Origin of the sequence: Citrobacter sp. CK199, from assembly GCF_030333285.1 — a bacterium.
GTDB classification, from domain to species: Bacteria; Pseudomonadota; Gammaproteobacteria; order Enterobacterales; family Enterobacteriaceae; genus Citrobacter_B; species Citrobacter_B koseri.
The window spans coordinates 195,689-215,869 of the sequence record NZ_JAOWGF010000025.1; the positions used below are offsets into that span (position 1 = coordinate 195,689).

The window sequence follows — 20,181 nt, forward strand, 5'->3', positions numbered from 1 at the left end:
TGTAACCCGATCACCCCCCTCAGAAACCAGCCTTCGGGCTGGTTTTTTTATGAGCATTCAGGCAGGGTTGTCTATCTTTTCAGCGAGAAAACTTGATGTACATCAATTTTGGTATGACCAATGCACCGTTCGTGTTATTCTCACTAGCGAAGTCACTTTGCATTACCGTAACTTGTTGTTAATTAAAGGCTATATTTATAACTTTTACTTAACAATTGGTTAATAAATTTAAGGGGGGTCACGTTGACTACACCATTGAAAAAGATCGTGATTGTCGGCGGCGGTGCTGGCGGGCTTGAAATGGCGACTCAGTTGGGTAAAAAACTGGGTCGTAAGAAAAAGGCAAAAATCACGCTGGTGGACAGAAACCACAGCCATCTGTGGAAGCCGTTGCTGCATGAAGTGGCGACCGGTTCACTGGACGAAGGCGTGGACGCTCTGAGCTACCTGGCGCATGCGCGTAATCATGGTTTCCAGTTCCAGTTGGGTTCGGTTATGGATATCGATCGTGAAGCGAAAACGATCACCATTGCGGAACTGCGTGACGAGAAAGGGGAACTGCTGGTTCCTGAGCGTAAAATCGCGTACGACACCCTGGTGATGGCGCTGGGCAGTACCTCTAACGACTTCAACACCCCTGGCGTTAAAGAACACTGTATTTTCCTGGACAACCCGCATCAGGCGCGTCGCTTCCATCAGGAAATGCTGAACCTGTTCCTGAAATACTCTTCCAGCATGGGTGTTAGCGGTAAGGTCAACATTGCGATTGTCGGTGGCGGCGCAACGGGCGTGGAGCTTTCTGCGGAACTGCATAACGCTGTGAAACAGCTGCACAGCTACGGCTACAAAGGCCTGACTAACGAAGCGCTGAACGTGACGCTGGTTGAAGCCGGTGAGCGTATTCTGCCTGCGCTGCCGCCGCGTATTTCCGCTGCGGCGCATAGCGAACTGACCAAACTGGGCGTACGCGTACTGACTCAGACGATGGTGACCAGCGCAGACGAAGGCGGCCTGCACACGAAAGATGGCGAACACATCAAAGCTGACCTGATGGTGTGGGCGGCAGGGATTAAAGCGCCTGATTTCCTGAAAGATATTGGCGGGCTGGAAACTAACCGCATCAACCAGTTAGTGGTTGAACCGACGCTGCAAACCACCCGTGACCCGGATGTTTATGCCATCGGCGACTGTGCTTCCTGCGCACGTCCTGAAGGGGGCTTTGTGCCGCCGCGCGCTCAGGCCGCGCATCAGATGGCAAGCTGCGCACTGAATAATATTCTGGCGCAGATGAAAGGCAAACCGATGAAAGACTACGTTTATAAAGATCACGGTTCGCTGGTATCGCTCTCTAATTTCTCGACTGTCGGCAGCCTGATGGGGAACCTGATGCGTGGTTCAATGATGGTGGAAGGGCGTATCGCGCGTTTTGTTTACATTTCGCTTTACCGTATGCACCAGATTGCGCTGCACGGTTACTTTAAAACCGGGTTAATGATGTTAGTAGGCAGCATTAACCGTGTGATTCGCCCGCGTCTGAAACTGCATTAATCCTTACCGTATCGCCTGATGGCGCTTCGCTTATCAGGCCTACGGCTCGCACAGCATGTAGGCCGGATAAGGCCACCGGCCGCCATCCGGCATCAGCTCTCACCGTCTGTAGGCCGGATAAGGCCATCGGCCGCCATCCGGCAATTTAATCGCGCCATCTGCTTCAGAGTTCTCTGAATCGTGTCTGTTTGCCGCATAACCCCGCACTTTTCATCCTCTTTCTGATTTGCTTAACCCCACTGCTGGTTGCAAAATTGTTACTAATAGCAAAAAAGGAGGAATTCCCGTGAATAAATCAATGTTGGCGGGTATAGGGATTGGCGTAGCTGCTGCGCTGGGTGTGGCGGCGGTGGCCAGTCTGAACGTTTTTGACCGTAGCCCGAAATATGCGCAAGTCGTATCAGCCACACCCATAAAAGAAACCGTCAAAACACCGCGTCAGGAATGCCGCAACGTGACGGTCACGCACCGCAAACCTGTTCAGGACGAAAATCGCATTGCTGGTTCGGTGCTTGGCGCGGTTGCTGGCGGCGTGATTGGTCATCAGTTCGGCGGTGGCCGTGGTAAAGATGTGGCGACCGTCGTCGGGGCGCTGGGCGGAGGGTACGCCGGTAACCAAATCCAGGGATCAATGCAGGAAAATGACACCTACACCTCTACGCAGCAGCGCTGTAAAACGGTGTATGACAAGTCAGAGAAAATGCTGGGCTATGACGTCACTTACAAGATTGGCGATCAGCAGGGGAAAATCCGCATGGATAAAGATCCCGGAACGCAAATCCCGCTGGATAATAACGGTCAATTGATTCTGAATAACGACGCGTAAAAAAAGCTGTACTCTGCACGTTAGCCCCTCATTCGCTCAGGCTGAGGGGCTTTTTTTATCAGACGGTCAGGCGCTAAGCCTTCAGCATCTCCGGCCACAGCCGTAGGGTGGTGCGGGTTATCTGCATCAGCTTGTCAAACGTCGCGCCTTCACGCGCGCTGATCGACATTCCTTGTAAAATACAGTTCAGATATTCCGCCAGCGTTTGTGGATTACAGTGCGCCGGAATTTCCCCGCGCTCCTGCCGCTGGCGCAAAAATTGGGTCAGCGTCTGCTCCTGCATCGCGTGGCGGGATTTCACCGTATGGGCGATTTCACGGGAGGAGGCGGCCAGTGTGGCGGACGTGTTGATCATAAAGCACCCGGCAGGGGTGTCTTTACTGGTGAAGCATGTCGCGACGGCGGTGAAATAGTCTTCCAGCGCGGACTCAACGCTTTTTTCTTCACAAAAGAGCTGGGCTTCATGTTTTGCCGCAAAGCGGCTGATATAGCGGTCCAGTACTGCGCGGAACAACCCTTCCTTGTTCGTAAATTCTGCGTACAGCGTGGGCGCTTTTGCGCCGGTCGCTTCCACGAGGTCGGCGAGCGATGTTGCTTCATAGCCGTGCTGCCAGAAGAGTGTCATGGCCTTATCAAGCGCGGCTTCCCTGTCGAACACTTTTGGTCGGCCACGGCTTTTTTTTACGCAACCTGTCGAGTCAGTTGTCATGATGCCGTTGTACCTTGTTGGGTTTGTTGAACAACCATTATAAAAATAATCCCGCTCAGTCTCCAGCGCATTCAGAAGAAAAATAATTCACCTGTATTGATATGAAAAATAAGTTTTTTTTAATTTATATAATGATCGTTATAAAAAAATGTTGACGTGTGACATGGATCACATCTATGATTTACCTATCGATCGTTAAGTAAATATTTCGACACCGTTCATCTGCTAAAGGTCACTATCATGAAAAACGTAAAAACCCTCATTGCTGCCGCTGTACTGAGTTCACTCTCTTTCGCAAGTTTCGCTGCTGTTGAAGTTCAGGCGACACCTGTAGATCAACAGAAAGTAGGCACCATTTCCGCAACCGCCGGGACTAACCTGGGATCTCTGGAAGATCAACTGGCGCAAAAAGCGGATGAAATGGGCGCGAAATCTTTCCGCATTACTTCGGTAACCGGTCCTAACACCCTCCACGGGACTGCGGTTATCTACAAATAAGCATTAACCCTCATTAATGCCACTGCTGCTGCCACAAAAAAGCCCCGCTGTCTGAGCGGGGCTTTTTTATTATCCGACGTTACATCGACTGCTGCGTTATCCCGGGATGGCGGGTGACATCGACCGGCATTCCTGAACGCACTTCCATAACATGCTCCATAACGGCGGCATCGGTCTGTGCGGCATCTTTGAAAGCCTGCATTTGACCGTTCAATACGATCGGCAATATTTGCGGATCGTCATCAATATTCTTCGATAACGGCTGGTGGACTTCTACCAGGCGCATGCCGCCAGGTTCAACGGACGCTTTGATCGGCGTATTAATAATGTTGACCTTCGTACCCGGCGTGACCTGACGGAACAGCGTCTCAATATCACCGTCACGCAGGCGAATACAGCCGGAACTGACGCGCATCCCGATACCGAAATCAGCATTCGTGCCGTGCAGCAAGTAGACGCCGCCATAAGCCGCTAAGCGGATCGCATGATGGCCCATTGGGTTATCCGGCCCGGCGGGAACCACGGCAGGGAGGTCTATTCCCTGAGCCTTGTAACGGGCGCGGATATTCGCCGTAGGCGTCCAGGTTGGGTTTGCGCGCTTATCCGAGACGGTAGTGACCATCGTTGGCGTCAACGTATCGCCACCCAGTTGACCGATACCGATTGGATACACGGTCACCGAATTTTTTCCGGGAGGATAGTAATACAGACGCAATTCGGCGAGGTTAATCACAATACCTTCGTGCGGCGCATCCGGCAGTAAGGTTTGCAGAGGGATGGTCAGAACGCTGCCCGCGCGGGGAACGTAAGGATCAACGCCCGGGTTTGCCTGTAGCAACGCTAAAAAACCGACATTGTATTTTTTAGCAATCGCCTCCAGCGAGCCGCCGTTGTTTTCGACAACGTGAAATGTATTCTCGCCCACCAGTTTGCTGCCGGGAGGAGGAAGCGGCCATGTGTTCGCCTGCGCCGGTATCGCCAGCGCTACGGACGCGGCGAGCGTAAAAAACGCCAGCCAGCGGGAAAGTCGCATGTTATTCATTATCATCACAAATCAAAGGGTTATTGTAATAAATTGAGTCAATGATCATTATGGCGGGTTGTCATGTCTTGAAGTGCAAGAGAAGTGCAAAGTGTTGTAAATGTGGGCGAAAACGCGGGGGATGGCAGAGGGCATTACGCCCGGTGGCGCTGCGCTTACCGGGCCTACAGGATATGCTTCCCGTAGGCCGGATAAGGCGCTTGCGCCGCCATCCGGCGTCGTAGAGCGTTACGCTGCCGCGTTTTCTTCCAGTTGCGCCATAAACTGGCGCACCCAGTCCATACGCGTTTTACGCTCCGCTAGATCCTGAATAAACTTCAGGCGTGTCGGGCCGTCGAGGCGGAAGTGCTGTGGTTGTTTTTGCAACAGACCAATCAGCCAGGTTGGGTTTACGTGATTTTTCTCGGCAAACTCGATCGTACCGCCTTTCTCGTTGCCTTCCAGTTTTCGAATGCCCAGCTTCTGTGCCTGTTGGCGCAGACGCGCGATATCCAGCAGATTGCGCGCCGGGTCAGGCAGCAGGCCGAAACGGTCGATCAGCTCTACCTTGAGCTCCTCCAGCTCGTTTTCGTTTTTCGCACTGGCAATGCGTTTATAGAACGACAGACGCGTATTCACATCCGGGATAAAATCATCCGGCAGCAGCGACGGCATACGCAGTTCGACTTCCGTCTGCTGGCTGGTGAGGTCTTCCAGCGACGGCTCACGTCCGGCTTTCAGCGCATCCACGGCGTTTTCCAGCAGCTCCATATACAGCGAGAAGCCGATGGTCTCCATCTGCCCGCTCTGATCTTCGCCAAGCAGCTCGCCAGCGCCGCGAATTTCGAGATCGTGAGTCGCCAGCGCAAAACCGGCACCCAAATCTTCCAGCGAGGCAATGGCTTCCAGACGTTTTTGCGCGTCGGTCGTCATCGCTTTTGGATGCGGCGTCAGCAGCCAGGCATACGCCTGATGGTGCGAACGTCCAACGCGACCACGTAGCTGGTGGAGCTGCGCCAGGCCAAAATGGTCGGCGCGCTCAATGATGATCGTGTTCGCGGTTGGAATATCAATACCGGTTTCGATAATGGTGGTACACACCAGAACGTTAAAGCGCTGGTGGTGGAAGTCGTTCATAACACGCTCAAGTTCGCGCTCGCGCATCTGCCCGTGACCAATCGCGATGCGGGCTTCCGGCACCAGTTCCGCCAGTCGGTCCGCGGCTTTCTGGATATTCTCCACGTCGTTATACAGATAATACACCTGGCCGCCGCGCAGAACTTCACGCAGGATAGCCTCGCGCACCACCAGGTTGTCATATTCACGGACGAAGGTTTTTACCGCCAGACGACGGGCGGGCGGTGTGGCAATGATCGACAGATCGCGCATACCGCTCATCGCCATGTTGAGCGTACGAGGGATTGGCGTTGCCGTCAGCGTCAGAATATCGACGTCGGCGCGCATTGCCTTGATGCGCTCTTTATGCCGTACGCCGAAACGGTGCTCTTCATCGACAATCAGCAAGCCCAAATCTTTTAATTTCACATCGCTTTGCAGCAGCTTATGAGTGCCGATCAGAATGTCGATTTTCCCCTCAGCGACCTGCTCAAGGATCTGCGCTTGCTCTTTGGCGCTACGGAAACGGGAGAGCATTTCGATGCGCACCGGCCAGTTGGCGAAGCGGTCGCGGAAGTTATCGAAATGCTGTTGCGCCAGCAGGGTGGTAGGCACCAGCACCGCGACCTGTTTGTGGTTTTCCACCGCCAGGAACGCGGCGCGCATCGCCACTTCGGTTTTCCCGAAGCCGACGTCGCCGCACACCAGACGATCCATTGCCAACGGTTGGCACATGTCGCTCAGGACGGCGTTAATGGCCTGCGCCTGGTCTGGCGTGGTCTCGAACGGGAAGCTGTCGCAGAACAGTTGATACTGCTCGCGATCGTGCTTAAAGGCGAAACCTTCTTTCGCCGCGCGCTGGGCGTAAATATCCAGTAGCTCTGCCGCCACGTCGCGCACTTTCTCCGCGGCTTTCTGTCGGGCGCGAGACCAGGCGTCGCCGCCCAGTTTATGCAGCGGCGCGTTCTCTTCGGCGCCTCCGGCATAGCGGCTGATGAGATGCAAAGATGACACCGGTACGTACAATCTGGCGTCGTTGGCGTAGGTGAGCATCAGGTACTCGCCCTTGATGCCGCCGGCTTCCAGCGTCGTCATACCCGCATAACGCCCCACACCATGCTCAAGGTGTACCACCGGCTGGCCAGGATGCAGTTCCGCCAGGTTGCGGATCAGCGTGTCGGGGTTAATCGTGCGGCGTGAGTCCTGACGGCGACGCGCAACGCGTTCACCCAGCAAATCGCTCTCGCAAATAAGCGCCAGATTACGCTGCGTATCGATAAAGCCATGCTCCGCAGCGCCAATCATCAGGTAACGTCCGGCGTCGAGCGCTTCATCCAGGCGCAAAATTCGTTTGGGTGAAATTTTAATACGGGCGAGCAGTTCCCCGAGCGCTTCGCGGCGGCCTTCGCTTTCTACGGAGAAAATGACCGGCCCGTTGAAGGATTCAAGAAATCTACGCAGCGCGTCCAGCGGCGCTTTTTGCTGCGCCTGTACCGCCAGATCCGGCAGTTTCTGGAAACCCAGATTGGTATTCGCCGCCTTACCTGGCAGATGTTCGGTTTTTAACTGTATGCGGGGCCAGTGTTTGAGTTCGGAGAACAGCTCATCGACCCGCAGCCACAGGGATTCCGGCGGCAAAAGCGGGCGCATAGGATCGATGCCACGGTTTTCAAAACGTGCCAGGGTATCGGCCTGGAAGCGTTCAGCGCTGTTTTCCAGCGCGCCGGTATTCACCAGCAGCGTGTTCGCCGGGAAGTAGCTGAACAGAGGCGGCAGCGGCTCGTTGAAGAACAGCGGCTGCCAGTATTCGATCCCGGCAGGCAGCGTGCCTTTACTGACCTGCTGGTAAATATGCTCGGCGTCGCGTTTAACTTCAAATGTGTCACGCCACTGGCTGCGGAACAGCTCGATGGCCGTTTTATCGGTCGGAAATTCATGCGCGGGCAGCAAATTGATGGCGTCGACTTCTTCCAGCGTACGCTGGGTATCGGCATCAAACAGGCGCAAACTGTCGATTTCATCATCAAAAAAATCAAGACGATAGGGCTGTTCGCTGCCCATCGGAAACAGATCCAGCAGCGCGCCGCGAGTGGCGTATTCACCGTGTTCCATGACCTGATCAACATGGCGATAGCCCGCGCTATCCAGCTGTGCGCGCAGGGCGTCGCGCGACAAACGCTGACCCTTTTTCATCACCAGGGCGTGGCCGTGCAAATAACTGTGCGGGCAAACGCGCTGCATCAGCGTATTTACCGGAACAATCAATACGCCGCGCTGCATTGACGGCAACTGGTAAAGCGTGGACAGGCGTGAAGAGATGATTTCCTGGTGTGGGGAAAAGCTGTCGTAAGGGAGCGTTTCCCAGTCCGCCAGATTCATCACCAGTTGGTCGGTGAACTGGCGAACTTCGTCATGCAGGCGCAGGGCGTTTTGCATGTCAGGTGCAATAAGCACGATTGGGCCAGCATGGCGCTCGGCAATCTCCGCCACCAGCGTGGCGCAGGCGGCGCCGGTAAGCTCGCCCAACTGGCGCTGATCGCCGGGTTTGGTTGGCAGAGTATAACGTTGTTGTTCAGGCATAGTGGTTGCAGGATCTCTATTGGGTATACACCACACTATGGGGGCATATCACTGATAAGCAATGCTCTTTATTATCCGTGATCGTTTCTCTTTAGCAAATTGATTCGCCCCCGGGAGGGGGCGAAAAGATTAACGTGAATAGCTGGTAACGGCAGGGAGAGAAGGCGGAGAGAAGAAGAGATCGGCAAACAGGCGTTGCGAAATTTTTCGGACGGTAAGGCCCGTCAGCGTGCAAATCAGCAGACTGGCAAAGGGGTAAACCAACAGCAGAGCAAACTCAAGCTGCGGCGACCATGCCGCGCCGTTGATTTTCGGAATCAACGTTAAGCTGAACGCTTCGACCAGGATACGGTGGGTTGTATAGATAGCAATAGTGTTTGAGCCGATGACATTCAGCAGGCTGGAAGAACGCATGCCGAAGCGCTGCTCATACTGATAAAAAAGTTTCATGATCAGCACAATCGACACCAGTGAGAGCAGCAGGGATACATTAGCCAGCCAGGCGATGACGGCGAGCAGCGCAATGCCCGCAAACGCGATAGCATAACGACGCAGTGGGACATGCTTAATCCACTCCATCAGCGTGGCGCCAAACCAGGCGCCGAGGCTGTAGTAAGGCAGGTTGCGGATCACGCTGTTCATTCCCCACCACGGCGTTGGCACGAAGTTTATCGTCACGCTCAGCAGTACAAACAGTACGAACAGTGGTTTTGCCCATTGGCTGAAAACTTTACACAGCACAAAATAGACAACCAGCGCATACAGATACCAGAGGCTGGTGCTGGCCGTCAGCATTCCGTGAATAAACTCGCCGACGGACCCGGCATAAGCGGCGTTGGAGGCGTTGTTGATGTCGCGTTCGGGCGCCAGCCAGTGGTTGAGCCAGCTAAGCGCCAGCCATTGCGCCACTCCCCAGAGCGCCAGTACCCAGACAATGCTCCAGATCCGTTTATCAATACAGGTTCCCCAGGGCACGCTGTCAATATAGCGGCGGATCAGATACCCGGAAATAAAGAAAAACACCGGCATGCGAAACGGCGCCAGATAGAGGTTAAAGTAGATCCAGCATTTCGTCAGGATCTCCGATAACGGATACTGGAAAGCGGTCAGGTGGGGATAGAACGTAATCACAGAGTGATAAATGACCACCAGGCAGATGCATAACCCTTTGATTTGGTTGATCCACAATTCTTTTTGTTTCATCAGGACGGCGTACTCGTGTTATTCAACATAGCCTGTGATCCTGCGGGCGGGGATCGGTGTTGTAATGCGTAACATTCTGTATTTTATTTTTTTAAGATAAAGATCAGGGTCAAGGGTGAGTATCAAAGCAGGTATCTTCAGGAAGTTGATTTCTTGATACTTTTCAGAATTACGCTGACGAACACTTACGGTTCAGTCATTTACCCATTCCGCTTTCGCTTATATACTCAGGGCTTTGCTAACAGCAACCAGACGGATTTCATGTACCAACCTGTCGCTCTATTTATTGGCCTGCGTTATATGCGTGGGCGTGCAGCAGATCGTTTCGGTCGTTTCGTCTCCTGGCTTTCCACCATTGGCATTACTCTCGGGGTGATGGCGCTGGTCACGGTATTGTCGGTGATGAATGGTTTTGAACGTGAACTGCAAAACAACATCCTTGGCCTGATGCCGCAGGCAATTCTCTCGTCTGAGCAGGGCTCCCTTAATCCACAGCAGATACCCGAAAAAGCGGTTACGTTGAATGGCGTCAACCGTATCGCGCCGCTTACCACGGGAGATGTCGTGCTGCAAAGCGCGCGTAGCGTCGCCGTGGGCGTGATGCTGGGTATCGACCCGGCGCAAAAAGATCCCTTAACGCCGTATCTGGTCAATGTGAAGCAAACCTCTCTTGAACCGGGCAAGTATAATGTCATCCTCGGCGAGCAGCTTGCCGGGCAGTTGGGCGTCAATCGCGGCGATCAAATTCGCGTGATGGTGCCTTCCGCCAGCCAGTTCACACCAATGGGACGGCTGCCGAGCCAGCGCCTGTTTACGGTGATTGGCACCTTCGCGGCGAACAGCGAAGTGGATGGCTACCAGATGCTGACCAATATTCAGGATGCGTCGCGCCTGATGCGCTACCCGGCGGGCAATATCACCGGCTGGCGCTTGTGGCTCAATGAGCCGCTGAAGGTGGATACCCTCAGCCAGCAGACGTTGCCAGAGGGGACGAAATGGCAGGACTGGCGTGAGCGAAAAGGCGAACTGTTCCAGGCCGTGCGCATGGAAAAAAACATGATGGGTTTGCTGTTAAGCCTGATCGTCGCCGTGGCGGCGTTTAATATTATTACTTCGTTAGGTTTGATGGTGATGGAGAAGCAGGGCGAAGTGGCTATTTTACAAACCCAGGGGCTGACGCCGCGCCAGATCATGATGGTGTTTATGGTTCAGGGCGCCAGCGCCGGGATTATCGGCGCGCTGCTGGGGGCGGTGCTGGGCGCATTGCTGGCCAGCCAACTGAATAACCTGATGCCGATCATTGGCGCATTCCTGGATGGCGCTGCGCTGCCGGTGGCGATTGAACCGCTACAGGTTGTTGTTATTGCGCTGGTGGCGATGGCCATCGCGTTATTGTCCACGCTGTATCCTTCCTGGCGCGCTGCCGCCACCCAACCCGCTGAGGCTTTACGTTATGAATAAGATCCTGTTGCAATGCGACAACCTGTGCAAACGCTATCAGGAAGGCTCCGTGCAAACCGACGTGCTGCACGATGTCAGCTTCAGCATTGGCGAAGGCGAAATGATGGCGATTGTCGGCAGCTCCGGCTCCGGGAAAAGTACACTTCTGCACCTGCTGGGCGGCCTGGATACGCCGACGTCGGGCGATGTCATTTTTAGCGGCCAGCCGATGAGCAAACTCTCGTCGGCGGCGAAAGCGGAACTGCGCAACCAGAAGCTTGGCTTTATTTATCAGTTCCATCACCTGCTGCCGGATTTCACCGCGCTGGAAAACGTCGCGATGCCGCTGCTGATCGGCAAGAAAAAACCGGCTGAAATTACCGAGCGGGCGCGTGAAATGTTGCAGGCGGTGGGGCTGGACCACCGTGCTAACCATCGTCCATCCGAACTTTCCGGCGGCGAGCGTCAGCGTGTCGCCATCGCCCGAGCGCTGGTCAACAATCCGCGCCTGGTGCTGGCGGATGAACCGACCGGCAACCTGGATGCGCGCAATGCCGACAGTATTTTCCAGCTTCTGGGTGAACTCAATCGCGCTCAGGGAACGGCGTTTCTGGTGGTGACTCACGATTTGCAGCTGGCGAAGCGAATGAGCCGTCAGCTTGAAATGCGCGACGGTCTGCTGACGGCAGAACTGAGCCTGATGGGAGCTGAGTAATGGCTTCGCCTTTATCGTTATTGATCGGCTTGCGCTTTAGTCGTGGTCGTCGGCGCGGCGGTATGGTGTCGCTGATTTCCGTTATCTCGACTATCGGCATCGCGCTGGGCGTGGCGGTACTGATTGTTGGCTTAAGCGCGATGAACGGTTTCGAGCGCGAGCTGAACAACCGTATTCTGGCCGTGGTGCCGCATGGTGAAATTGAAGCGGTGAATCAGCCGTGGACTCACTGGCGCGAAGCGCTGGAAAAAGTGCAGCACGTACAGGGGATTGCAGCGGCAGCGCCCTATATCAACTTTACCGGGCTGGTGGAGAGCGGGGCGAATCTGCGCGCAATCCAGGTGAAGGGCGTGGACCCGAAACAGGAACAGCGCTTGAGCGCGCTGCCGTCGTTTGTGCAAAACCATGCCTGGGATAACTTCAGGGCGGGCGAGCAGCAGATCATCATTGGCAAGGGCGTTGCCGATGCGCTGAAAGTGAAGCAGGGCGACTGGGTGTCGATCATGATCCCCAATGCCAGCGCCGATCATAAATTGCAGCAGCCTAAGCGAGTGCGTCTGCATGTGACGGGGATTCTGCAACTGAGCGGTCAGCTCGATCACAGCTTTGCCATGATCCCTATGGAAGACGCGCAGCAGTACCTGGATATGGGGGCCAGCGTGTCCGGCATCGCGATTAAGGTCAACGATGTCTTTAACGCCAATAAATTGGTACGGGACGCTGGCGAAGTGACCGACAGTTACGTTTACATTAAGAGCTGGATCGGTACTTACGGCTATATGTACCATGATATTCAGATGATCCGCGCCATCATGTATCTGGCGATGGTGCTGGTGATCGGCGTGGCCTGCTTCAATATCGTTTCGACGCTGGTGATGGCGGTAAAAGATAAGAGCGGCGATATCGCGGTATTAAGAACCTTAGGGGCGAAAGATGGCCTAATCCGCGCCATTTTCGTCTGGTATGGGCTGCTGGCGGGTCTGCTCGGCAGTCTGTGCGGTGTGGCGATTGGCGTGGTCGTCTCATTGCAACTGACCCCTATTATCGAAGGCATCGAAAAGCTGATAGGGCATCAGTTCCTTTCTGGAGACATCTATTTTATCGACTTCCTGCCATCCGAATTACACTGGCTGGACGTTATTTACGTACTGGTTACGGCATTGTTGCTGAGCTTGTTGGCGAGCTGGTATCCGGCGCGACGCGCCAGCAATATTGACCCCGCGAGAGTGTTAAGCGGCCAGTAGTCGCAGTACATAAGAACAAGGAGCGGTGCGTGATGTATTACGGGTTTGACATTGGCGGGACAAAAATTGCCTTAGGCGTGTTTGATAACGAGCGACGTTTGCGCTGGGAAAAACGCGTACCGACGCCACGCGAAGGCTATGAGGCTTTTTTAACGGCGGTCTGCGATCTGGTGGCGGAAGCCGACCAGCGGTTTGACGTAAAAGGCTCCGTGGGCATTGGTATTCCAGGGATGCCGGAAACGGAAGACGGAACGCTGTATGCCGCCAATGTTCCGGCCGCCAGCGGTAAACCGCTCCGCGCCGATCTCAGCGCCCGGCTGGATCGTGATGTTCGCCTGGATAACGACGCGAACTGCTTTGCACTGTCGGAAGCCTGGGATGATGAGTTCACGCAGTATCCGCTGGTCATGGGGCTTATCCTCGGGACGGGCGTAGGCGGCGGACTGGTGCTCAACGGTAAGCCGATCACCGGTCGCAGCTATATTACCGGCGAGTTTGGTCATATGCGTTTGCCTGTCGATGCGCTCACCCTGATGGGGTTCGATTTTCCTCTGCGTCGCTGCGGCTGCGGTCAACTGGGCTGCATCGAAAATTATCTTTCCGGCCGCGGGTTTGCGTGGCTGTATCAGCATTACTATCATCAACCTCTACAGGCGCCGGAGATTATTGCTTTGTGGGAGCAAGGTGATGAACGCGCGCGTGCGCATGTTGAACGTTACCTGGATTTACTGGCGGTCTGCCTGGGGAATATCCTCACGATCGTCGATCCCGATCTGGTGGTGATTGGGGGAGGATTATCAAACTTCACTGCTATAACAACGCAACTGGCAGACAGGTTGCCACGTCATCTCCTTCCTGTTGCTCGTGTACCGCGTATTGAACGGGCACGACACGGTGATGCGGGCGGGATGCGCGGCGCTGCCTTCTTACATCTTACCGATTAATCAAAAGAGGTTGTTATGCAGTCGCGTCGGGCTCATCGATTAAGCCGTTTTCGTAAAAACAAACGCCATTTGCGTGAACGCCTGCGTCAGCGAATCTTTTTCAGAGACAGAGTGGTGCCGGAAATGATGGAAAAACCAAGAGTATTAGTTCTTACTGGAGCGGGAATCTCTGCCGAATCCGGCATTCGTACATTTCGCGCCGCTGATGGTCTCTGGGAAGAGCATCGGGTAGAGGATGTGGCGACCCCGGAAGGGTTTGCCCGCGATCCAGAACTGGTTCAGTCATTTTACAACGCCCGCCGTCAGCAGTTGCAGCGGCCTGAGATTCAGCCCAACCCGGCGCATGTCGCGCTGGCAAAACTGGAAGAGGCGCTGGGCGATCGTTTCCTGCTGGTGACGCAAAATATCGATAATCTGCATGAACGCGCGGGCAACAAGAATATCATTCACATGCACGGCGAGCTGTTGAAAGTGCGCTGCTCCCAGAGCGGGCAAATTCTGGACTGGACGGGCGATGTGACTTCAGACGATAAGTGCCATTGCTGCCAGTTCCCGGCTTCGCTTCGCCCGCACGTCGTGTGGTTTGGTGAAATGCCGCTTGGCATGGATGAGATCTATATGGCGCTGGCGATGGCGGATGTGTTTATCGCTATCGGAACATCCGGGCATGTTTATCCGGCGGCCGGGTTTGTGCATGAGGCCCGCCTGCACGGCGCGCATACGGTCGAGCTAAATCTTGAACCAAGCCAGGTCGGCAGCGAGTTTGAAGAGAAATATTATGGCCCGGCAAGCCAGGTCGTACCGGCATTTATTGAGAAATTATTGAAAGGACTGTGATTTTTTTGCCGGATGGCGGCGAATGCCTTATCCGGCCTACGGTTCGCATTTGTCCAGGCCCGATAAGCGCAGCGCCATCGGGCATTCTTTACAACGCTGAATTAGCGTCCCGCTTTCAGCTTCTGATAATACTCTTCATAGATAGCACTGGCGGAACCCACATCGTTCTGCCATTCCCCTTTATTGATGGTGTCGGCATCAGGGTAGAGTGATTTATCATTTGCCACTTCAGGACTTAACAGCTTACGTGCGGCCAGGTTCGGTGTCGGATAACCGATCGTCTCCGCCACTTCTTTCGCCACATCCGGGCGCAGCAGGAAGTTGATCAGCTTCAGCGCGCCTTCTTTGTTTTTGGCGTTCGCCGGAATAGAAAGGCTGTCCATCCAGAAAATACCGCCTTCTTTCGGCCAGATAACCTCAAGCGGCGTCCCTGCCTGACGTGCAACGTACGCAGAACCGTTCCACACCATCCCCAGGTTGACTTCGCCTTCCATATACGGGTTAGCCGGGTTGTCGGAGTTGAACGCCGCCACGTTTGGCATCAGTTTTTTCAGTTCGTTATACGCCGCTTCAATCTCTTTAGGATCGGTGGTGTTGCCGGAGTAACCCAGCTTACGCAGCGCCATCTGGAACACTTCACGCGCATCGTCAGTCAGCAGCAGGCTGCCTTTATACTCAGGCTTCCACAGGTCAGCCCAGCTGGTGACGGTTTTCGGGTCAATTTCGTCGCTGTTAACGCCAATTGCCGTTGCGCCCCAGATATACGGGATGGAGTAGTCGTTATTCGGGTCAAACGGTTTGTTGAGCATTTCAGGATCGAGGTTGTGGAAGTTGGTTAACTTCGTTTTGTCGATCTTCTGGATCATGCCCTCTTTACGCATTTTATCGACGTAATAGGTGGAAGGCACCACCAGGTCGTAGGCGCCGTCTTTATACGTTTTCAGCTTGGCATACATGGTTTCATTCGACTCGTAGGTCGAATAGATAACCTTAATGCCCGTCTCTTTAGTGAACTGTTCCAGTAGTCCTGGTGGAACATACTCGGTCCAGTTGTAGAAATAGAGCGTGTTGTTGTCATCAGCGTGAGCGGCGCTCATGCCCAGTGCCAGAGCACCCGCCGCGAGCAGGTGGCGTGACCATTTTTTCATTTAACGTCCCCTGAATAGTGGGCCTCAACGGCCCTTGGTTTTATCACGAGCAATAAGCTGGCTGGCGATGACCATAACCAGCGACAGAACCAACAAAATCGTTGCCAGCGCGTTAACTTCCGGCGAAACGCCGACTTTTACCATTGAGTAAATTTTCAATGGCAGAATCTCATAGCCAGGTCCGGTGACGAATGACGAAACCACCACGTCATCCATCGACAGGGTGAAACTGAGCAACCAGCCAGCCGCGACCGCAGGCATTGCCAGCGGCAGAATGATCTTACGCAAAATCGTGACTTCACTGGCTCCCAAGTCTTTTGCCGCTTCCAGCATCCGCACGTCAAACCCTTTCAGGCGCGAGTAAACGGTAACGACCACGAAGGGCAGGCAAAAGGTGATATGCGAAAACAGCAACGACCAGAAGCCCAACTGGATGCCGAGCAACATAAACAGCACCAGCAGTGAAATCGCCATTACAATATCCGGCGACATCATGACGACGAACAGCATGCCGCTGACAAACGGTTTACCGCGAAAACGATAGCGATACAGCGCCACTGCCGTTAGCGAGCCGATGATCGTGGCAAAGGTGGCCGAGAACACCGCCATCGTCAGCGAGTGCTGTGCCGCCTGCAACAGGCTGTCGTTATTCATCAGCAGGCTGTACCAGTTGGTGGTAAAACCCTGCCAGTTGATGCCAAAGCGCGAACTGTTAAAGGAGTTCACAATCAAGATGATGATTGGAATATACAGGTACGCGTAGATAGCGGTCATAAAACCGCCACGAAGCAGTCGACCGATCATTCGAGTTCCACCTTCTTATTCAGCAGCCGCGATGCGCGCCAGTAAACCAGCAGCATCAGGCCCATCACAATCGTCAGCGTAATGCTGGTGGCTGCGCCAAACGGCCAGTCGCGAATGTTCAGGAACTGAACCTTAATAACGTTACCAATCAGCAGGTTCTTTGCTCCACCCATCAGGTCAGAGACATAGAACAGCCCCATCGCCGGCAGCATCACCAGCAGACACCCGGCGATGATCCCCGGCATGGTCAGTGGAATAATAATGCGAATAAAGGTCTGCAATTTACTGGCGCCCAGATCGCGGGCGGCCTCCAGCAGCGGCTTATCCAGTTTTTCAATGCTGGAGTAGAGCGGCATCACCATAAACGGCAGCAGGATATAGACCAGACCGATAATGACCGCGCCCGGCGTGAACATGATGCGGATCGGGGCGTCAATCACACCCAGCCACAGCAGGAACTCGTTGAGATAGCCCTTGGTGCTGAGAAAAATTTTCAGGCCGTAAATACGGATCAGCGAGTTAGTCCAGAACGGCACGATCAGCAAAAACAGCAGCAGCGGACGCACTTTTTCCGGCAGTTTCGCCAGAAACCAGGCAAAGGGATAGCCGAGCACCAGGCAGGCGAAGGTGGCGATGAGCGCCATATTGAGGGAATGCAGCAATACCTCAAAATAGAGCGGATCGAGCAAACGAGCGTAGTTATCCAGCGTAAAGACCATTTTGACGAAGTTCGCGTCATCACGGGTCAAAAAGCTGGTACCAATAATCATCAGGTTGGGCAGAAAGACAAACAACACAAGCCAACCAACGACAGTGACAATCACCACATTCTGGAATTTACTTGTGTTCTTCATCAGCCAGTACGACCTCCCAGCTTTCTACCCAATTAATGGCCATTTTTTGGTCGAGAGAGTGGTCGAAGTCAGGATCGTCTTCATTGAAGAATTCGCTGACCATCACCATTTTGCCATTTTCCAGTTCGACGACGGATTCCAGCGTCATACCTTTGTAGTTGCGCTCGCGTACGTAGCCAATGAGACCTTCAATGTGGTTATCATCGTTAATTTCATCAACGCGCAGATCTTCCGGGCGTAACAGTACGTTCAGTTTCTGACCAGGAACGACGGCAAAGTTAACATAAATATTGCACTCGCGTCCTTCTACATTGGCGCGTACGCGTTGTTCGTCGAGACGTTCAATTACCGTGGCGTTAAACATGTTGATTTCGCCAATGAATCCGGCGACGAACAGGTTTTTCGGTTCCTCATAGATTTCTCGCGGTGTGCCGTCCTGCTCAATAATGCCGTCGCGCATCACCACGATACGGTCAGACATGGTCAGCGCTTCTTCCTGATCGTGCGTAACGAACACAAAAGTGATGCCCAGCTTACGCTGCAACGCTTTCAGTTCGTTCTGCATCTGCTTTCGCAGCTTGTAATCCAGCGCGGAGAGGGATTCATCCAGCAGCAATAAACGCGGTTTATTGACGACGGCGCGGGCGATGGCCACACGCTGCTGCTGCCCGCCGGAAAGCTGATGCGGCTTTCGCTGTGCAAACTCTTCCAGTTGCACCATGCGCAGAGCGTCGGTGACGCGAGGGGTAATCTCGGCGGCGGGGGTTTTCTGCATGCGTAAACCGAAAGCCACATTTTCAAATACGGTCATGTGGGGGAATAACGCATAGCTTTGAAAGACGGTGTTCACATAGCGGTGTTCCGCTGGAACGTCAGTGATGTCCTGGTTATCCAACATGATATGGCCGGCATCAACATTTTCCAGACCGGCAATCAGGCGCAGAACGGTTGTTTTACCGCAGCCAGAGGGGCCAAGCAGCGTGAGGAATTCGCCGTTATTGATGGTCAGATTCAGATTAGAAATGACCTCTTTTCCGTCGAAGCTTTTGCGAATTCCCGCCAGTTGTACCAGCGGTGAAAGCGAACGCGGTTGTTTATTCAATTTTTTACTCTGTCCCATGTAGACGCAACGGATGGCTGACCGATGCGGGGTTTGTGGTTAACCACCTTGGTGACTCTTAATGAGGGCGGTCATTCTACGGCAAACCGCTAAAATCGCCAATCCTTGTTGCGAATTACTGGCTTAGCTTTATAGTCAGAAAAAGTGTCTACGCGAAATATTCTCGTTTGCAGGGATAAAAGTGACCTGACGCAATATTTGTCTTTTCTTGCTTATTAATAATGTTGTCACGAAAAGTGAGGGTGACTGCATGGATAAACTACTTGAGCGTTTTTTACACTACGTGTCGCTGGATACCCAATCAAAGGCGGGCGTACGGCAAGTGCCCAGCACTGAGGGCCAGTGGAAATTATTACATTTGCTCAAACAACAGCTCGAAGAAATGGGGCTGGTGAATGTCACGTTAAGTGACAAAGGGACCGTCATGGCGACGCTGCCAGCCAACGTTGCTGGCGATATCCCCGCGATTGGTTTTATCTCTCATGTGGATACCTCACCTGATTTCAGCGGTAAGAATGTGAATCCGCAGATTGTGGAAAACTACCGTGGTGGCGATATTGCGCTAGGGATCGGCGATGAGGTGCTGTCGCCAGTGATGTTCCCGGTTCTGCATCAACTGCTGGGGCAGACGTTGATCACCACTGACGGGAAAACGCTGCTGGGCGCTGACGACAAAGCGGGCGTGGCGGAAATCATGACCGCGCTGGCGGTACTGAAACAGAAAGACATTCCGCACGGTGATATTCGCGTGGCCTTTACGCCGGATGAAGAGGTCGGTAAAGGGGCGAAACATTTTGACGTTGAGGCTTTCGGTGCGCAGTGGGCTTATACCGTTGATGGCGGCGGCGTAGGGGAACTGGAGTTTGAAAACTTCAATGCGGCCTCCGTGAATATCAAAATCGTGGGCAATAACGTACACCCCGGTACGGCGAAGGGCGTGATGGTGAATGCGCTGTCGCTGGCGGCGCGTATTCATGCCGAGGTTCCGGCGGATGAGAGCCCGGAGACGACTGAAGGCTATGAAGGCTTCTACCATCTGGCGAGTATGAAAGGCACCGTTGATCGTGCGGATATGCACTACATCATTCGCGATTTCGACCGCAAACAGTTTGAAGCCCGCAAGCGCAAAATGATGGAGATCGCTAAAAAGGTCGGGAAGGGACTGCACCCGGACTGCTACATTGAGCTGGTGATCGAAGACAGCTATTACAATATGCGCGAGAAAGTGGTCGAACACCCACATATTCTCGATATTGCACAGCAGGCAATGCGTGACTGCGATATTGTGCCGGATATGAAGCCGATCCGTGGCGGCACTGACGGAGCCCAGCTTTCGTTTATGGGTTTACCGTGCCCGAACCTCTTTACCGGCGGCTATAACTATCATGGCAAGCATGAGTTTGTGACGCTGGAAGGGATGGAGAAAGCGGTGCAGGTGATTGTGCGTATTGCGGAGCTAACTGCGAAGCAGCAGTAATGGTGTCGTGGTGTGATGGCGCTTCGCTTATCAGGCCTACCGTGTGTAGGCCTGATAAAACGCGTTAGCGTTGCCACCAGGCTCAATCGCAATAACT

The 20,181-nt window shown here is 53.9% G+C and carries 17 protein-coding genes; 9 read left to right on the forward strand and 8 right to left on the reverse strand.

Annotated features, from left to right (window positions below):
* The first annotated feature begins 243 nt into the window (after nt 1-243).
* Together ndh and OGX75_RS09810 are read left to right on the forward strand one after the other, a co-directional pair.
* Entirely contained in the window at nt 244-1,548 is a 1,305-nt protein-coding gene (gene ndh, locus OGX75_RS09805; RefSeq protein WP_024130434.1) for an NADH-quinone dehydrogenase, read from the forward strand.
* 286 nt (nt 1,549-1,834) lie between these two features.
* Nucleotides 1,835-2,374 (forward strand): glycine zipper 2TM domain-containing protein, encoded by a 540-nt coding sequence (locus OGX75_RS09810; RefSeq protein WP_024130433.1) that lies wholly within the window; start codon nt 1,835-1,837, stop codon nt 2,372-2,374.
* Nucleotides 2,375-2,447: 73 nt separating this feature from the next.
* On the opposite strand, the gene comR is transcribed toward OGX75_RS09810, so the two are convergent.
* Complete coding sequence (gene comR, locus OGX75_RS09815; RefSeq protein WP_024130432.1) at nt 2,448-3,083, reverse strand: TetR family copper-responsive transcriptional repressor ComR; 636 nt, start codon at nt 3,081-3,083, stop codon at nt 2,448-2,450.
* A 240-nt stretch (nt 3,084-3,323) separates the two neighbouring features.
* On the opposite strand from comR, the gene bhsA reads away from it, so the two are divergent.
* Nucleotides 3,324-3,581: a multiple stress resistance protein BhsA gene (gene bhsA / locus OGX75_RS09820; RefSeq protein WP_047457498.1), complete on the forward strand. Its 258-nt coding sequence runs from the start codon at nt 3,324-3,326 to the stop codon at nt 3,579-3,581.
* Between the two features lie 79 nt (nt 3,582-3,660).
* On the opposite strand, the gene ldtC is transcribed toward bhsA, so the two are convergent.
* The 3 genes from ldtC to OGX75_RS09835 all read right to left on the reverse strand — a co-directional run bounded on the left by ldtC (nt 3,661) and on the right by OGX75_RS09835 (nt 9,501).
* Complete coding sequence (ldtC, locus tag OGX75_RS09825; RefSeq protein WP_200092666.1) at nt 3,661-4,626, reverse strand: L,D-transpeptidase LdtC; 966 nt, start codon at nt 4,624-4,626, stop codon at nt 3,661-3,663.
* A gap of 225 nt (nt 4,627-4,851) precedes the next feature.
* A complete protein-coding gene (gene mfd / locus OGX75_RS09830) occupies nt 4,852-8,298 on the reverse strand; it encodes a transcription-repair coupling factor (RefSeq protein ID WP_286451605.1) in 3,447 nt (1,148 codons plus the stop codon).
* A gap of 129 nt (nt 8,299-8,427) precedes the next feature.
* The gene (locus OGX75_RS09835) at nt 8,428-9,501 is read right to left on the reverse strand and encodes an acyltransferase family protein (protein WP_012132800.1); all 1,074 of its coding nucleotides are present in this window, start codon (nt 9,499-9,501) and stop codon (nt 8,428-8,430) included.
* A gap of 261 nt (nt 9,502-9,762) precedes the next feature.
* Between OGX75_RS09835 and lolC the strand changes: the two genes are divergently transcribed.
* Genes lolC through cobB form a run of 5 tightly spaced genes read left to right on the forward strand, consistent with a single transcriptional unit; the run spans nt 9,763 to nt 14,681 of the window.
* Entirely contained in the window at nt 9,763-10,962 is a 1,200-nt protein-coding gene (gene lolC, locus OGX75_RS09840; protein WP_024130430.1) for a lipoprotein-releasing ABC transporter permease subunit LolC, read from the forward strand.
* The gene (gene lolD, locus OGX75_RS09845; RefSeq protein WP_012132798.1) at nt 10,955-11,656 is read left to right on the forward strand and encodes a lipoprotein-releasing ABC transporter ATP-binding protein LolD; all 702 of its coding nucleotides are present in this window, start codon (nt 10,955-10,957) and stop codon (nt 11,654-11,656) included. The genes lolC and lolD overlap by 8 nt, the downstream gene beginning before the upstream one ends.
* Nucleotides 11,656-12,900, forward strand: coding sequence for a lipoprotein-releasing ABC transporter permease subunit LolE (lolE, locus tag OGX75_RS09850; RefSeq protein WP_024130429.1), 1,245 nt, complete (start codon nt 11,656-11,658; stop codon nt 12,898-12,900). Before lolD ends, lolE begins: the two co-directional genes overlap by 1 nt.
* Nucleotides 12,901-12,932: 32 nt before the next feature.
* Entirely contained in the window at nt 12,933-13,844 is a 912-nt protein-coding gene (nagK, locus tag OGX75_RS09855; protein ID WP_110494339.1) for an N-acetylglucosamine kinase, read from the forward strand.
* Nucleotides 13,845-13,859: 15 nt separating this feature from the next.
* Nucleotides 13,860-14,681: a Sir2 family NAD+-dependent deacetylase gene (gene cobB, locus OGX75_RS09860; protein ID WP_047457485.1), complete on the forward strand. Its 822-nt coding sequence runs from the start codon at nt 13,860-13,862 to the stop codon at nt 14,679-14,681.
* A gap of 101 nt (nt 14,682-14,782) precedes the next feature.
* On the opposite strand, the gene potD is transcribed toward cobB, so the two are convergent.
* The 4 genes from potD to potA are packed head-to-tail and all read right to left on the reverse strand — an operon-like array spanning nt 14,783 to nt 18,607.
* The gene (gene potD / locus OGX75_RS09865; protein WP_012132794.1) at nt 14,783-15,829 is read right to left on the reverse strand and encodes a spermidine/putrescine ABC transporter substrate-binding protein PotD; all 1,047 of its coding nucleotides are present in this window, start codon (nt 15,827-15,829) and stop codon (nt 14,783-14,785) included.
* Nucleotides 15,830-15,853: 24 nt separating this feature from the next.
* Nucleotides 15,854-16,633, reverse strand: coding sequence for a spermidine/putrescine ABC transporter permease PotC (potC, locus tag OGX75_RS09870; RefSeq protein WP_012132793.1), 780 nt, complete (start codon nt 16,631-16,633; stop codon nt 15,854-15,856).
* Entirely contained in the window at nt 16,630-17,487 is an 858-nt protein-coding gene (gene potB, locus OGX75_RS09875) for a spermidine/putrescine ABC transporter permease PotB (RefSeq protein WP_049011765.1), read from the reverse strand. The genes potC and potB overlap by 4 nt, the downstream gene beginning before the upstream one ends.
* Nucleotides 17,471-18,607, reverse strand: coding sequence for a spermidine/putrescine ABC transporter ATP-binding protein PotA (gene potA, locus OGX75_RS09880; RefSeq protein WP_012132791.1), 1,137 nt, complete (start codon nt 18,605-18,607; stop codon nt 17,471-17,473). The genes potB and potA overlap by 17 nt, the downstream gene beginning before the upstream one ends.
* Before the next feature lie 250 nt (nt 18,608-18,857).
* On the opposite strand from potA, the gene pepT reads away from it, so the two are divergent.
* On the forward strand, nt 18,858-20,084 hold the full coding sequence (gene pepT / locus OGX75_RS09885) for a peptidase T (protein WP_047457474.1): 1,227 nt from the start codon (nt 18,858-18,860) through the stop codon (nt 20,082-20,084).
* The last annotated feature ends 97 nt before the right edge of the window (nt 20,085-20,181 follow it).

Excerpts from the sequence above, each read along its gene's own strand:
- comR (WP_024130432.1), bottom strand. The coding sequence starts at position 3,083 with ATGACAACTGACTCGACAGGTTGCGTAAAAAAAAGCCGTGGCCGACCA.
- bhsA (WP_047457498.1), top strand. The coding sequence starts at position 3,324 with ATGAAAAACGTAAAAACCCTCATTGCTGCCGCTGTACTGAGTTCACTC.
- mfd (WP_286451605.1), bottom strand. The coding sequence starts at position 8,298 with ATGCCTGAACAACAACGTTATACTCTGCCAACCAAACCCGGCGATCAG.
- OGX75_RS09835 (WP_012132800.1), bottom strand. The coding sequence starts at position 9,501 with ATGAAACAAAAAGAATTGTGGATCAACCAAATCAAAGGGTTATGCATC.
- lolC (WP_024130430.1), top strand. The coding sequence starts at position 9,763 with ATGTACCAACCTGTCGCTCTATTTATTGGCCTGCGTTATATGCGTGGG.
- lolD (WP_012132798.1), top strand. The coding sequence starts at position 10,955 with ATGAATAAGATCCTGTTGCAATGCGACAACCTGTGCAAACGCTATCAG.
- lolE (WP_024130429.1), top strand. The coding sequence starts at position 11,656 with ATGGCTTCGCCTTTATCGTTATTGATCGGCTTGCGCTTTAGTCGTGGT.
- nagK (WP_110494339.1), top strand. The coding sequence starts at position 12,933 with ATGTATTACGGGTTTGACATTGGCGGGACAAAAATTGCCTTAGGCGTG.
- cobB (WP_047457485.1), top strand. The coding sequence starts at position 13,860 with ATGCAGTCGCGTCGGGCTCATCGATTAAGCCGTTTTCGTAAAAACAAA.
- potD (WP_012132794.1), bottom strand. The coding sequence starts at position 15,829 with ATGAAAAAATGGTCACGCCACCTGCTCGCGGCGGGTGCTCTGGCACTG.
- potC (WP_012132793.1), bottom strand. The coding sequence starts at position 16,633 with ATGATCGGTCGACTGCTTCGTGGCGGTTTTATGACCGCTATCTACGCG.
- potB (WP_049011765.1), bottom strand. The coding sequence starts at position 17,487 with ATGAAGAACACAAGTAAATTCCAGAATGTGGTGATTGTCACTGTCGTT.
- potA (WP_012132791.1), bottom strand. The coding sequence starts at position 18,607 with ATGGGACAGAGTAAAAAATTGAATAAACAACCGCGTTCGCTTTCACCG.
- pepT (WP_047457474.1), top strand. The coding sequence starts at position 18,858 with ATGGATAAACTACTTGAGCGTTTTTTACACTACGTGTCGCTGGATACC.